This is a genomic window from Pseudorhizobium sp. NPDC055634 (genome assembly GCF_053618655.1).
The window spans coordinates 126,193-138,635 of record NZ_JBSHHW010000013.1; the positions used below are offsets into that span (position 1 = coordinate 126,193).

Annotated in this window: 16 protein-coding genes and 1 tRNA gene; 10 read left to right on the plus strand and 7 right to left on the minus strand. The window is 63.9% G+C overall.

The window, feature by feature from the left end; translation table 11 throughout:
• Window positions 1-27: 27 nt before the first annotated feature.
• Genes ACWGPT_RS18930 through ACWGPT_RS18945 form a run of 4 tightly spaced genes read left to right on the plus strand, consistent with a single transcriptional unit; the run spans window position 28 to window position 3,012 of the window.
• Complete coding sequence (locus ACWGPT_RS18930; RefSeq protein WP_452607183.1) at window positions 28-1,017, plus strand: RluA family pseudouridine synthase; 990 nt, start codon at window positions 28-30, stop codon at window positions 1,015-1,017.
• Entirely contained in the window at window positions 1,014-1,676 is a 663-nt protein-coding gene (locus tag ACWGPT_RS18935; protein ID WP_452607184.1) for an HAD family hydrolase, read from the plus strand. The genes ACWGPT_RS18930 and ACWGPT_RS18935 overlap by 4 nt, the downstream gene beginning before the upstream one ends.
• A complete protein-coding gene (locus ACWGPT_RS18940; protein WP_452607185.1) occupies window positions 1,676-2,464 on the plus strand; it encodes an ATP12 family chaperone protein in 789 nt (262 codons plus the stop codon). Before ACWGPT_RS18935 ends, ACWGPT_RS18940 begins: the two co-directional genes overlap by 1 nt.
• A 53-nt stretch (window positions 2,465-2,517) precedes the next feature.
• Window positions 2,518-3,012: a hypothetical protein gene (locus ACWGPT_RS18945; RefSeq protein ID WP_452607186.1), complete on the plus strand. Its 495-nt coding sequence runs from the start codon at window positions 2,518-2,520 to the stop codon at window positions 3,010-3,012.
• Here ACWGPT_RS18945 and sugE read toward each other — a convergent pair.
• The 7 genes from sugE to lipB form a co-directional block, all read right to left on the minus strand.
• Window positions 3,009-3,326, minus strand: a complete 318-nt coding sequence (sugE, locus tag ACWGPT_RS18950; RefSeq protein ID WP_452607187.1) for a quaternary ammonium compound efflux SMR transporter SugE — start codon at window positions 3,324-3,326, stop codon at window positions 3,009-3,011. The genes ACWGPT_RS18945 and sugE overlap by 4 nt on opposite strands.
• Window positions 3,327-3,524: 198 nt before the next feature.
• Window positions 3,525-4,358, minus strand: a complete 834-nt coding sequence (gene fghA / locus ACWGPT_RS18955) for an S-formylglutathione hydrolase (protein ID WP_452607188.1) — start codon at window positions 4,356-4,358, stop codon at window positions 3,525-3,527.
• Entirely contained in the window at window positions 4,355-4,822 is a 468-nt protein-coding gene (locus tag ACWGPT_RS18960; RefSeq protein WP_452607189.1) for a YaiI/YqxD family protein, read from the minus strand. The genes fghA and ACWGPT_RS18960 overlap by 4 nt, the downstream gene beginning before the upstream one ends.
• 84 nt (window positions 4,823-4,906) lie before the next feature.
• Window positions 4,907-5,098 carry a YegP family protein gene (locus tag ACWGPT_RS18965; protein WP_452607190.1) on the minus strand — a complete coding sequence of 64 codons (192 nt, stop codon included), beginning with the start codon at window positions 5,096-5,098 and terminating at the stop codon, window positions 4,907-4,909.
• A gap of 73 nt (window positions 5,099-5,171) precedes the next feature.
• Window positions 5,172-6,299: an S-(hydroxymethyl)glutathione dehydrogenase/class III alcohol dehydrogenase gene (locus ACWGPT_RS18970; protein ID WP_452607191.1), complete on the minus strand. Its 1,128-nt coding sequence runs from the start codon at window positions 6,297-6,299 to the stop codon at window positions 5,172-5,174.
• A 123-nt stretch (window positions 6,300-6,422) separates the two neighbouring features.
• Window positions 6,423-7,130, minus strand: a complete 708-nt coding sequence (locus ACWGPT_RS18975) for a hypothetical protein (protein WP_452607192.1) — start codon at window positions 7,128-7,130, stop codon at window positions 6,423-6,425.
• Window positions 7,131-7,330: 200 nt separating this feature from the next.
• On the minus strand, window positions 7,331-8,047 hold the full coding sequence (gene lipB / locus ACWGPT_RS18980; RefSeq protein ID WP_452607193.1) for a lipoyl(octanoyl) transferase LipB: 717 nt from the start codon (window positions 8,045-8,047) through the stop codon (window positions 7,331-7,333).
• A 190-nt stretch (window positions 8,048-8,237) separates the two neighbouring features.
• Between lipB and ACWGPT_RS18985 the strand changes: the two genes are divergently transcribed.
• From ACWGPT_RS18985 to ACWGPT_RS19010, 6 genes are all read left to right on the plus strand, one after another.
• Window positions 8,238-8,322 (plus strand) — tRNA-Leu (locus ACWGPT_RS18985).
• Between the two features lie 85 nt (window positions 8,323-8,407).
• Complete coding sequence (locus ACWGPT_RS18990) at window positions 8,408-9,262, plus strand: hypothetical protein (RefSeq protein ID WP_452607194.1); 855 nt, start codon at window positions 8,408-8,410, stop codon at window positions 9,260-9,262.
• Between the two features lie 37 nt (window positions 9,263-9,299).
• Window positions 9,300-10,013: a tyrosine-type recombinase/integrase gene (locus ACWGPT_RS18995; RefSeq protein WP_452607195.1), complete on the plus strand. Its 714-nt coding sequence runs from the start codon at window positions 9,300-9,302 to the stop codon at window positions 10,011-10,013.
• Between the two features lie 153 nt (window positions 10,014-10,166).
• The gene (locus tag ACWGPT_RS19000) at window positions 10,167-10,445 is read left to right on the plus strand and encodes a hypothetical protein (RefSeq protein WP_452607196.1); all 279 of its coding nucleotides are present in this window, start codon (window positions 10,167-10,169) and stop codon (window positions 10,443-10,445) included.
• The gene (locus tag ACWGPT_RS19005) at window positions 10,442-10,645 is read left to right on the plus strand and encodes a hypothetical protein (RefSeq protein ID WP_452607197.1); all 204 of its coding nucleotides are present in this window, start codon (window positions 10,442-10,444) and stop codon (window positions 10,643-10,645) included. Before ACWGPT_RS19000 ends, ACWGPT_RS19005 begins: the two co-directional genes overlap by 4 nt.
• Window positions 10,646-10,816: 171 nt before the next feature.
• Window positions 10,817-12,358 (plus strand): hypothetical protein, encoded by a 1,542-nt coding sequence (locus ACWGPT_RS19010; RefSeq protein WP_452607198.1) that lies wholly within the window; start codon window positions 10,817-10,819, stop codon window positions 12,356-12,358.
• Window positions 12,359-12,443 lie beyond the last annotated feature (85 nt).

Below are 12,443 nucleotides of genomic sequence, written 5' to 3' on the forward strand. Positions count from 1 at the left end.
CAAACGACATCCACGAGAAAGATGAAAATGGCAGGCATCGAGCACATCCGCGTCGAGGCGGACGAAGCGGGCATGCGCCTGGACCGCTGGTTCAAGGTCCATTACCCCGGTCTCGGCTTCGGCCCGTTGCAGAAACTGCTCCGCTCGGGACAGGTACGCGTCGACGGCGGCCGGGTGAAATCGGACACGCGCGTCCAGCCGGGGCAGACGGTGCGCGTGCCGCCGATCGAGGCGGACGCCAAGAAGACGGGGCCGATCGCCGGCAAGGACCTCAAGCATTCCAGCGATTTCGAGCTTCTGCAGCGCATGGTGCTGCACGAGGACGACAAGGTGATCGTCCTCAACAAGCCGGCCGGGCTCGCGGTCCAGGGCGGATCGGGCGTCACCCGTCACATCGACCAGATGCTCGAGGCCTGGACGAACCAGAAGGGCGAGAAGCCGCGCCTCGTCCATCGCCTCGACCGCGACACATCGGGCGTGCTGGTCATCGCCCGCACGCGCGGCGCGGCGCAGAAGCTCACTGCAGCCTTCCGCGAGCGCGACACCAAGAAGCTCTACTGGGCGCTGGTGAAGGGCGTTCCCCGCAAGCACGAGGACAAGATCTCGACCTGGCTCGTCAAGGAGCAGACGCCCGATGGAGACCGCATGCGGGTCGCCCGACACGGCGAGCAGGGCGCCGACCACGCCGTTTCCTACTACCGCGTCCTGGAGACCGCCGCCCAGACCCTGGCCTGGCTGGAGATGGAGCCCTACACGGGCCGTACCCACCAGCTCCGCGTCCATGCCTTGCATATCGGGCATCCGATCATCGGCGATCCGAAGTACTTCGATGACGATCTCAACTGGGATTTCCCGGGCGGCATCCAGAAGCGGCTGCATCTCCATGCCCGGCATATCGACGTGCCCCATCCCTCGGGTGGGCGGCTGAAGGTCACCGCGCCGCTTCCGCCGCACATGGTGCAGAGCTGGAACCTTCTCGGATTCGATCTGGAGAACGGCGGGAGCGGCGACGAATGAAGCTCGTCCTCTTCGACTGCGACGGCACGCTGGTCGACAGCGTGTCGCTGATCCACGAGACCATGCGCCGGACCTTCCTGCATTTCAAGAAGCCGGAGCCGAAGGTTTCCGACACCAAGGCGATCATCGGCCTGACGCTCGACATCGCGATCGCCCGCATGCTGGGCAGGGCCCATTCGGGCGACGAGGAAATGGCGATGATGGCCTATTACAAGTCGCTGTTTTCGGAGGTGCGGCGGGATCTCGATTTCCGAGAGCCGCTGTTTCCCGGCATCCGGGAACTGATCGACAGGATAGGCCCGCGCGACGATCTCCTCATCGGCGCGGTCACGGGCAAGTCCCGGCGTGGCCTGGACCTGATCATGGAGACCCACGGCTTCGAACGGTATTTCGCGGTTTCCCGCACGGCCGACGACTGCCCGTCGAAGCCGCATCCGGCCATGGTGACGGAGTGCTGCGACGAGACGAGCATGGTGCCGGGCGTGACGATCGTCGTCGGCGATGCGATCTACGACATGCAGATGGCGAAGTCCGCGGGCGCGACGGCGATCGGCGTCTCCTGGGGCTATGCCTCCGTGGAAGAACTCTGGAACGCCGGGGCGGATGCGGTCGTTGACCACCCGGGCGAACTTCTCGCCCATATCGATCGAGGTATCTGATGCGTGACCAGTTCACCGATCTTGAAGCAACGAGCCATCCCGATCCGACGCGGCGTGCGCAGATCCAGATGAAGCGGCCCCTGCCGAAGCGTTTCTACAAGGACGTCTCCGTCGGCGAGGACGAGGGGGGCTACGCGATCCACCTCGATGGCCGTCCGGTGCGCACGCCGGCGAAAAACCTTCTGGTCGCACCGAGCACCGCGCTTGCGGACCTGATGCGAGCCGAATGGGACGCGCAGGGCGAATTCGTCGACCCGCAGACAATGCCGGTGACCAAGCTGGTCAATACCGCGATCGACGGCGTCGCACTCGACCCGCAGGCGGTCTTCGAGGACATCCTCCGGTTTTCCTCGAGCGACCTCCTTTGCTACCGCGCCGATGCACCGAGAGAACTCGTGGCCCGGCAGGCGGACCGGTGGGACCCGCTGATCGACTGGGCGGCCGGCGAGCTTGGCGCCCGCTTCATCATGATCGAGGGCATCATGCCGCAGGAACAGCCGCGCGAGGCGACCAGCGCCTTTGCGGTCACGCTCCGCAAGTATGACACGCCGATCGAACTCGCCTGTCTCCACACGGTGACCACCCTGACGGGATCGGCGATCCTGGCGCTCGCCTTCGCCGAAGGGCGGCTCACGGCGGACGAGGCCTGGTCGCTCGCGCATCTCGACGAGGACTGGACGGAGGAACGCTGGGGCATCGATGACGAGGCGAGGCTGCGCCGCGAGCGCCGCCACGAAGAGTTCGCCGCTTCGACGACGGCCTTCGAGAGCCTTCGACGGCCGGCTTAAGTCTTCGCTAACCGTGGCCACGGATTATCCCCGCATTGTTTCGGGGATGATCCATGTCCTTCCGCCCATTTGTGCTCTGCGTCCTCCTGGCGACCCTGCCGGTGCTGATGTCGTTCAGGCTCCAGCCGGCCGCGGCCGAGCGCGAGGCTCTTCTTTATGACGTGCGCGGTGCCTTCGTGGCGGCGAGGGCGGATGTCCCGGCCGTTCTGGTGACGGAGACGGATCGCCTGGTGAACGATGCGGTCCTCACCACCGTGCGTGACCATGTCGTTCCGCGCACCATCCTGGCGATCCGCATCGACAGCCACGCCGTGGTTCCGGCCCTGATCGGCGGCAGGCGGGCGGCGACGGTGAGCGTCGAGGCCATCGCCGTTTCGAGCGGCGAGGCGATTGCCGAAGGGGCCTTTTCCATTTCGGTCTTCTCGCTCCGGGAGGGCGCCGTCGACCTGCTTCTGGCCGAACGGATCGCCGAGCGCGTCGCCGCCGAGTTTCGCCTGACCCGCGAGCGCCCGGTGACGCTCGCGACGGCTCTCTTCGCGAACCCCTAGCTGGAGGCGAGCTTCAGCCCGATGATGCCCGCGACGATCATCGCGCTGCATCCGAGGCGCAGGGCGGAAGCGGGTTCTGCGAAAAGGACGATGCCGAGGATCACGGTGCCGACCGTCCCGATCCCCGTCCAGATCGCATAGGCGGTCCCGACGGGCAGCGAGCGGATGGCAAGTCCCAGGAGAACGACCGAAATCACCATGGCGGCGACGGTCAGGATCGTCGGAAGCGGGCGGGTGAAGCCCTCGGTATATTTGAGGCCGATCGCCCAGCCGATTTCGAAAAGTCCGGCGAGCGTCAGAAGTATCCAGGCCATTGCCTACTCCATTTCAAGGAGCGAGGCCGTCCCCGCGGAACTGACCGGGCAAGCCCGGCGGCAGTCGTCTGCCTTGACGGCCATATGGCAATTCCCGCCCCGCTTGGCAAGTTCGCGGAGAGATGGCTGCCATGTCTCCAGAGGCAGGCGAGCGGCAGGCCAGAGCCAGGCCAGAGACAGCCTGGACTCAGCCCAGACTCAGCCCAGTCGCTCCGCGTGCCATCTCAGGTGATCGTCCATGAAGGTCGAGATGAAATAGTAGGAGTGGTCGTAGCGCTCGTGCATGCGCAGCTTCAGGCCGATATCGGTCCCCTTGACGGCCTCCTCGAACAGCCACGGCCGCAGCCCGTCTTCGAGGAAGCTGTCCGCCTTGCCCTGGTCGATCAGGAACTCGGGGAAGCGGGCGCCGTCCTCGACCAGCGCGCAGGCATCGTATCTGCGCCATGTGGACCGGTCGTCTCCCAGATATTTCTCCAGCGCCGGCGCCGACCAGTCGGCGGTCGAGGGCTGGACAATCGGCGCGAAGGCCGAGCAGCTGCGGAAACGGTCCGGATGCTTGAGCGCGATGGTCATTGCGCCATGCCCGCCCATGGAATGGCCGAATATTCCCTGCCGGTCCATGTCGGCGCGGAACTGCTCTGCGATGAGGGCCGGCAGTTCCTCGGTGATGTAGGTGTACATCTGGAAGTGTTCGGCCCAGGGCTTTTCGGTGGCGTCGAGATAGAAGCCGGCGCCCTTGCCCATCTGCCAGTTGGTCAGTTCGTCGGGGACGTCGTTACCGCGCGGGCTTGTGTCCGGGCAGACGATGATGAGCCCGAGTTCCGACGCCAGCCGTCGGTACTCACCCTTCTCCATGACGTTCGCATGGGTGCAGGTGAGACCGGAAAGATACCAGAGGACGGGGCAGGGCTCTTCGATCGCCTTCGGAGGCACGTAGACCGCAAAGGTCATGTCGCACTTGCACGCCTCCGATTCGTGGGAGAACACGCCCTGCATTCCGCCGAAGGCCGTGTTCTGGGAGAGAATGTTCATGGAGCGTCTCCGGATGGGGTGCTGATGGACTTGGCGCGCCGGCATAGCCGGTCGAGCGTTTCGAGGAATTGCGAGCGGTCGCGCTGTGAGAAGGCGGCGTTATACCCCTTGCTCTCGCCCGTCTCGCGAAGGTGCTGGCCGAGATCGCGCATCGCGGTCGCCATGCCGATGTTCGTCTGGTCGAAACCGCGGCCGGTCGGCCCCGTGACGAAGGCGCCGGCGCCGACGCAGCGCCCGGCAAGCGGCACGTCGGCCGTGACGACGACGTCGCCCGGGCCGGCACGCTCGGCGATCCAGTCGTCCGCCGCATCGAAGGCGCCCGATACGATGACGTTCTTCACCATCGGGTCGCGCGAGGGACGCAGGCCCGAATTGGCAACGAACGTCACCTCCAGGCCATGCCGCTCGGCGACCCGGAGGATTTCCGGCTTTACGGGACAGGCGTCAGCATCGACGTAGATCATGGCAAGCTGATCTCATGCGCAACCGCCCGCGCCGGAGGCGCGGCGGAAGCCCTTCTTTCGAGGACGCCTTGCGGGACCGTGCCGTCAGGCCGTCGTGGCGGCGGTGTCGTCGACCGTGCTGGCACCTGGGGCGTTCTTCTTGATCGACTCGATGGCGGACATGGCCGAAGCCTTGGCCTTGTAGCCTTCCGAGAGGAACATGACTTCGCCGTTGGATGCCTTGAAGCGGAAACGGAACTCGCCCTTCTTGTCCTTGTAGACTTCGAACTTGTACATGTTTCTCCACCCGTATCGTTGGACACCTGGATGATATCGGCGACGGGGCCGATTGCAAGCATGACGGAGGTCCTCAGTAGACGACGACGCTCCTGATGCTCTTTCCGCCATGCATGAGTTCGAAGCCGCGGTTGATGTCCTCCAGGCCCATCGTGTGGGTGATCATCGGGTCGATCTCGATCTTGCCTTCCATGTACCAGTCGACGATCTTCGGCACGTCTGTCCGCCCGCGCGCGCCGCCGAAGGCGGTGCCCATCCAGGTGCGGCCGGTGACCAGCTGGAAGGGGCGGGTGGAGATTTCCTGGCCGGCGCCGGCGACCCCGATGATCACCGACTTGCCCCAGCCGCGATGCGAGGCTTCGAGCGCCTGGCGCATGACCTTGGTATTGCCGGTGCAGTCGAACGTGTAGTCGGCGCCGCCGATCTGGTCGGCACCGCGCTTGGTCATGTTGACGAGATAGGCGACGATGTCGTCGCCGACCTCGGTCGGGTTGACGAAATGGGTCATGCCGAAGCGCTCGCCCCATTCCTTGCGGTCGTTGTTGAGATCAACGCCGATGATCATGTCGGCGCCGGCAAGCCTCAGTCCCTGGATGACGTTGAGGCCGATGCCGCCGAGGCCGAAGACGATGGCGGTGGCGCCGATCTCCACCTTGGCCGTGTTGATGACGGCGCCGATCCCGGTCGTCACGCCGCAGCCGATGTAGCAGATCTTGTCGAAGGGCGCGTCGGGATTGACCTTGGCGACGGCGATCTCCGGCAGGACGGTGTAATTGGCAAAGGTCGAGCAGCCCATGTAGTGGTGCAGCTTCTCGCCGTTGATGGAAAAGCGCGACGTGCCGTCCGGCATCACGCCCTGGCCCTGGGTGGCACGGATGGCGGTGCACAGGTTGGTCTTGCGCGAGAGGCAGGACGGGCACTGCCGGCATTCCGGCGTGTAGAGCGGAATGACGTGGTCGCCCTTCTTCACCGAGGTGACGCCCGGCCCGACATCGACGACGATGCCGGCGCCCTCATGCCCGAGGATGGCCGGAAACAGCCCTTCCGGATCGGCGCCCGAGAGCGTGAAGTCGTCGGTGTGGCAGATGCCGGTCGCCTTGATCTCGACCAGCACCTCGCCCGCCCGCGGACCCTCCAGCTGAACGGTCATGATCTCAAGCGGCTTGCCGGCAGCAACGGCAACGGCGGCGCGAACGTCCATGGTAGTCACTCCTTCTTATCGAATCCGGCGGACTGTCGCACGCGGCGGGCGATCGCTCAAGCGACCTCCTGCCGAACTCCCCGTTTCCATGGGGACGGTTCCGTCATGTCGGAACCGTCGGTTTCAGGCCGCGACGCCGTCCGGATAAGGCAGTTCGGCATCGAGCCGCAGCCATTCGCCCACCCGGACATCGTCGGAGCGCGACGCCATCTCGGCAAGCAGCGCGACATCACGCCACCCCGGGTGGTTGTCCTCCGTTTCGCAGAGCCGTTCGATCTGCCCGAGGACCAGGAGTTCACCGCGCGCAAGCGTGATGGTGTCTCCGTCGACCGCCCGGCGAAGGATGCGCCAGAGATAGGCGATGTCCTCCTTGGTGACCGCTCGACCGGCCGGACGCTGCAGCGCATGGGCCCCGTAGGGTTCCGGCAGCAGCGCAAGGCGCAACTGGTTGAGCGCCGCGGCCGAGAAGAAGGCCGGCACCCGCGGGGCGATATCGATCACGTGCAGGATGATCTCGAGCCCAACGGGCGAGCGGACCGCTCCCCCGTCGGAGAGCCTCTCCAAGAGCCAACCGGCACTCTCGCTCGACACGCCGGCGTCCGGCGAATCGTACCAGACGACGAATTCGGCGATCGCCTCGATCAGGTATTCGGTCCATTCGGGGCAGTGGGTGGCGCAGCAATCGTGCAGGGCAATGGCCATGCTGGCCTGGTATCGACTGATGATTCCGTCCGGCCACATGTGGCGGCGCATGAGCCCGACGTCGTCGGGCGTGATCTCACCCTTTCCGGCGATGACACATGCCGGAAAAGAAAAGCGCAGGTCGCTCATCTTCCATCTCCGTTTCATCATGAAACTGGACTGGAAGGAATAAGCTGCGTCGTCTTGACGGAGTGACAACGGACGCAGCTAACGGGCGATGAGGGTAATCCGCGCAATTTTAGGGACGTATCGATGCGGGACAGGCGCACCGATATCACGGACGAAATCGTGCATTGAAGATCGATCTGCGGGGGAAAAGCGGCCGCCGGTCAGCCGACGACAGTCGGGCCGAACACGTCCTCGAACGCCTCGCGAAGCCGGATATCGACATCCGCCATCATCACCGGCAGACCGAGATCGACGAGGCTGGTGACGCCATAGGCGCTTATCCCGCAAGGCACGATGCCGGAGAAATGGCTAAGGTCCGGGTCGACGTTCAGGGAAAGGCCGTGAAAGCTCACCCACTTGCGAAGGCGGATCCCGAGCGCCGCGATCTTGTCCTCGGTCATCGAGCCGTCCGGCAGGCGCGGCTTGTCGGGGCGCCGGACCCAGACGCCGACCCGGTCCTCACGTCGTTCGCCCCGCACGTTCATCGATTCGAGCGTGCGGATCACCGTCTCTTCCAGCGCGGCGACATAGGCGCGGACATCCTGGCGGCGACGCTTCAGGTCGAGCATCACATAGGCGACCCGCTGGCCCGGGCCGTGATAGGTGTATTCGCCGCCGCGTCCCGTCGCAAAGACCGGGAAGCGGTCCGGATCGATGAGGTCGGAAGAATCGGCGCTGGTGCCCGCCGTATAAAGTGGCGGATGTTCGAGAAGCCAGACGAGCTCGTCGGCGCGCCCGTCGGCAATGGCCGCCACTTCCGCCTCCATGGCCTGGACGGCTTCCTCATAGGGAACGAGCCCTTCGGAGATGCGCCAGCGGACCGGCGGCGAGCCGGGCAGGGGATGCATGGAGTGATCGAGTTCGGTACGCGCGAGCATGGAAAATCCTTGTTGCATGTCCTTTTGCCAGACCGGCGCCGCGCCAGCAATCCGGCGCGATGACACCGGGTTTCATATGGTGTTTCACGCCGTCGATTTTTATCCCTGAAATTTCTGTCGTATCGCACTTGTGCCGCTCAAATCGTTTTGCTACATGCTGCCCCGCCGGCGCAAGTCGGCCTACCACGATGCGGTCGTGGCGGAATTGGTAGACGCGCAGCGTTGAGGTCGCTGTGGGGCAACCCGTGGAAGTTCGAGTCTTCTCGACCGCACCATTCTCTCCCAAAGGTTCTTTTGGGTCAGAGACTTAAATGAAATCAGAGGCTTGTCGTCGCCCTATCACTACAAAGGGCGCTACAAATGACAGTTCTCATGCCTTCCCTCTCTCGTGCCAAGAATGGCGACTGGTTCGCCCGAAAGGTTATTCCGGCTGATGTGCGGGATGGCTACCAGAGAGCCTTTGGCATTCGCCAGGAAGAGCGGTTCAGACGACCCTCCGCGCTCACTGCAAATCAGGCCAAAGCTGAGTTCGCGGAATGGGTTGCTGAGGTCGAAAGACGGATTGCCTCCCTCCGAGCTTCGGTTGCGGGAAGCGTCCAGAAGTTATCCACAAGAGAGATGCATGTCCTGATTGGCCGCTGGTACGACTGGTTCGTGCAGCAGCATGGGCAGTCCAACTCGGTCGATGACTGGGACTTTCGCTATGGCCAGCTTGAGGATGTCCTGGAGAAGTTCGGTGGCCTCAGTTCTTCCGAAGACGAAGAGACCAGCCCCCGGCATCAGGCGCTCATTCGTGCCAAGGTTCTGGAACTGTCGCGGCTTCCCACCTTTCTAGCCCAGGAGGCCATGAGGCTTGATGAGGAGACCCAAGGCAACCTCCTGGACAAGCTGAGGCCAGACCTAGTTGCAGCCATGGCGCTTCTTCGACGGCGGGCCGGGGGCAGCTACGCTCCTGATGAACATCGGCAGACGTTGCCTGTATCAGGCTCCGTAGCCGCGCCCGGAGTGAAGCTGGCCGGGTGGAACCCTTGGGAAGCATTCGAGGCTTGGGTAAAGGAACGCCAGCCGGAGGCGTCCACGATCAACAGGTGGCGGGGTGTGTTCGATCACCTCAATACCTTCGCTGCCGGTCGAGATGTTGCACTGATCACCGAAGATGATGCGGTAGCTTGGAAGGACAAGCTCCTGGAACGCTGGTGGCCGGACCATCAATGAGGTTTGGCTTACTGCGGCGCGGCGTGTCTTCAATTGGGTGAAGGCACAGAAGCGCATCTCGACCAATCCCTTTGACGGCCTCAAGGTTGCCGTGGCTCGCTCCGCTGCTGCCAAGGGAGAGTTTTCCGAGACCGATGTCGAGGCCATCCTCAAGGCAACGCTGGCACCCCAGCAGTCCAGGCGCAACGAGTATCTGAAAGCGGCTATTCGCTGGGTGCCGTGGCTGTGCGCCTACACCGGCTCACGTCCGGGGGAGATGACACAGCTCCGCAAGGAGGACGTGGAGCGGCACAAGGACGGCTTCTGGATGATCCATATCAGGCCAGAGGCGGGCACCGTTAAAGGCGCTGTAGCCCGTACAGTCGTCCTTCATGATCATCTGGTGGAGCAGGGCTTCACGGAGTTTGTGCAGCGAGCGGGCAGGGGGCCTCTGTTCTATAGTCCGAACGCAGCTTCGGCTGTGGATGATGACCCGCTCAACCCGAAGCGCCCCATGTACGTCCAGGTTCGCCAGAAGCTAGCGGACTGGGTGCGCAAGCTGGGTGTCACGGACCAGAACGTCAGTCCGAACCACGGGTGGAGACATACCTTCAAGCGCAGAGCCGCAAGGGCGAAGATTGAGCAGCGGCTGCGAGATGCCTTCTGCGGACACAGCTCCGGGAATGTCGGCTCGATCTATGAGCGCCCTAGTGTTGAAGACCTTGCCGAAGCTATCAAGGATTTCCCCCGCTATCCCGTTGACGCGGCCTAGGAGCCCCCAGGAGGGGCCAAGGGCGAGCGTTTGTGTTCGGCTGGTAGTTCCGAAGCCAGCTTAGCTTTGCATCACCTCATGGCCCGTCCTGGAGGCTCCTGCTTCCACGTCTTCCCGTAGGGTGGAAGGCGCAGCGCGAACAAGGGACATACCATGCGCAACATCATTGCCAGCATCTCCGAAGCAGCCCAGGCGGTAGCCGTGGATTTCCGCGATGCCTGCTCACGTCACTTCTCCCTTAGCATTGGTGGGACTATGCCAGGGCTATTCATCAAGGTTCCGCTCCTGCCGCTCAGTGCGTGGGTCGAATGGGGGGCGCCAGCAGCCGGTTTCGGTGTCGCCCGTAACAGTGAGACCGACCTGGAGTTCTTCCTTGGCCGTGTCCGGGGAGTGTTCTCGGTCGAGCCTAAGGCTGAGAGGGGCGCGCCATGACAACTGTCCTTGCATTGGGCGCTGGCATTGGTGCCCATCTGCTCACCATGGCAGTCCTTCTGCTGGGGGTGGGGGCGCTGCGGGAAAAGGTCTCCGGCCTCGGGCTCCTGGAGGTCGAACCTTACCGCACCCTGCTAAAATGGGTGGTCATCGGTCTCTCTGCCGGTGCGGGAGTTATGGCCTTTCAGGCAGTCGCCTAGGTCGATTACCACCCACCATGAGAGCAATGCTCGCAAGCCAGCTCTCGATTACACCTCACCATAGAGTTTCTCGAAGCGCAGTTTCACTCCGCTGATCGCTCCAAACCGGGTCACCCTCGGCGTTCCTTCCGGACGCTGGCGGTGGCCCTTTTTCATTCTCAAGGACACTCAATGTCAGACAGCTCAAACACACCGGCATGGCTCCGGTATCCCAACGCTGGCGCAAAGCGTAACCTCCCGCTGAACCCCAAGCTGGTGAACTCCCTCGGCTTCCTCGAAGACATGGGCGTCCAGATGGAGGTATTCAGCGGGGGCCAAGTCACCAAGGCGGAAGCCAAGGCTGGCAAGGGTCGCCGCACCGGCTCCGTCCGTCACGATCATGGCGGCTCGGCTGATGTCTTCTTCTACAAGGACGGCAAGAAGCTCGACTGGGCCAACCCTCAGGACTTGCCGGTCTTCCAGGACATCGTTCGCAAGGCCCGTGCCTCGGGCGTCACCGGCTTCGGAGCTGGTCCCGGCTACATGCAGCCCGGTTCCATGCACATCGGCCTGGGCTCCCCGAGCGTATGGGGTGCCGGTGGCAAGGGCGAGAACGCCCCTAAGTGGCTCCAGGACGCCTTCCACGGTGTCCCCGCTACCGAGATCAAGGAACCCACGAGGCTCACCTTCTCCAACCCTGGGGCCGACCAGCCGCAGTCCAAGTTCACGGTCAACTCCCCTGAGAACTCCGTGTCCGTCATGGAGACAACCCAGCCGAACATCCCGCTCACCATGACGGAAGAGAGAGCTGCTGCCCAGGCTCGTGAGGACAACCTTCCGGACCCCTCGCTTTGGCAGGGCGTGAAGGACGCGGTGAATACCGACTGGTCCCTCTCGGCCATCTGGCAGGAGAAGCCTGAGGCAGCGCCCGACCCGAACTTCCGGCTGGAGCCGAAGCTGATGGACGAGCTAACCAAGGGCATCCCGGAGCAATACTGGGACCGCTTCGGGGACGCTCAATCCCTGGTCCACGCCGAGGGGATGCGGAACTCCCTGGTCAAGCAGCTCGAAGCCGAGCAGCGCCTCGCCTCTATGGGCTGGGGTGGTGTCGGTCTCCGGGTGGCCGCAGGGGTTACCGACCCGCTCGCCTGGGCCGCTGCTGCTGGCATCGCCGTTACCTCTATGGGTGTCGGTGCCCCGGCTGCTGTTGCCGCTCGCTTCGGCAAGGTCGGCCAAATCGGCTTGATGGCTGCTGAGGGTGCCGCTGGTGCCGCTATCTCGGAAGGCATCCTCTACGCGAACAAGCCCACCGCTGAGGAAGCCGACCTCTGGTGGGGCGTGGGAACCGGCATGCTCCTCGGGGGTGCCTTTGGTGCCCTCGCGAAGAACCCGGCCACTGCCATGGAAGCCCAGCAGCTCCAGCAGCTCGGCAGGAACATGCAGAACGGGACGGCCTTGTCACCGCCCGGTGGCTCGACCACGGGTGCCATGCAGGTAAACCCCAGGGAACCCCTGAGGCTCGATACGGCTGACATCGTGCGAGACGCTGAGGGGCCGGACGTGATGCACGCTGGCGGCATGCGCTATGACAGCGCCTACTCCCTCAAGAGTTCCGAGAACGACCTCACCGCCATGATCGGCAATGTGATCGTCGAGGACGCTGCTCGCAACAAGAGCGGCATCACTCCTATCGGGGCATCCGAGGTCCAGGCCCTTCTCCATCAGTGTGTTTAGGCGTGGAATATTGACCCCTCTGGCGGGGTGACCGGCGTCCAATTTTGACCCCCCACCTGTTTCGTCTGACCATCCGCCTTTTGCT

Excerpts from the sequence above, each read along its gene's own strand:
- lipB (WP_452607193.1), bottom strand. The coding sequence starts at position 8,047 with ATGCTCGCGCGTACCGAACTCGATCACTCCATGCATCCCCTGCCCGGC.
- sugE (WP_452607187.1), bottom strand. The coding sequence starts at position 3,326 with ATGGCCTGGATACTTCTGACGCTCGCCGGACTTTTCGAAATCGGCTGG.
- ACWGPT_RS18990 (WP_452607194.1), top strand. The coding sequence starts at position 8,408 with ATGACAGTTCTCATGCCTTCCCTCTCTCGTGCCAAGAATGGCGACTGG.
- ACWGPT_RS18970 (WP_452607191.1), bottom strand. The coding sequence starts at position 6,299 with ATGGACGTTCGCGCCGCCGTTGCCGTTGCTGCCGGCAAGCCGCTTGAG.
- ACWGPT_RS18940 (WP_452607185.1), top strand. The coding sequence starts at position 1,676 with ATGCGTGACCAGTTCACCGATCTTGAAGCAACGAGCCATCCCGATCCG.
- ACWGPT_RS18965 (WP_452607190.1), bottom strand. The coding sequence starts at position 5,098 with ATGTACAAGTTCGAAGTCTACAAGGACAAGAAGGGCGAGTTCCGTTTC.
- ACWGPT_RS18975 (WP_452607192.1), bottom strand. The coding sequence starts at position 7,130 with ATGAGCGACCTGCGCTTTTCTTTTCCGGCATGTGTCATCGCCGGAAAG.
- ACWGPT_RS18930 (WP_452607183.1), top strand. The coding sequence starts at position 28 with ATGGCAGGCATCGAGCACATCCGCGTCGAGGCGGACGAAGCGGGCATG.
- ACWGPT_RS19010 (WP_452607198.1), top strand. The coding sequence starts at position 10,817 with ATGTCAGACAGCTCAAACACACCGGCATGGCTCCGGTATCCCAACGCT.
- ACWGPT_RS18935 (WP_452607184.1), top strand. The coding sequence starts at position 1,014 with ATGAAGCTCGTCCTCTTCGACTGCGACGGCACGCTGGTCGACAGCGTG.
- ACWGPT_RS19000 (WP_452607196.1), top strand. The coding sequence starts at position 10,167 with ATGCGCAACATCATTGCCAGCATCTCCGAAGCAGCCCAGGCGGTAGCC.
- fghA (WP_452607188.1), bottom strand. The coding sequence starts at position 4,358 with ATGAACATTCTCTCCCAGAACACGGCCTTCGGCGGAATGCAGGGCGTG.
- ACWGPT_RS18960 (WP_452607189.1), bottom strand. The coding sequence starts at position 4,822 with ATGATCTACGTCGATGCTGACGCCTGTCCCGTAAAGCCGGAAATCCTC.
- ACWGPT_RS19005 (WP_452607197.1), top strand. The coding sequence starts at position 10,442 with ATGACAACTGTCCTTGCATTGGGCGCTGGCATTGGTGCCCATCTGCTC.
- ACWGPT_RS18945 (WP_452607186.1), top strand. The coding sequence starts at position 2,518 with ATGTCCTTCCGCCCATTTGTGCTCTGCGTCCTCCTGGCGACCCTGCCG.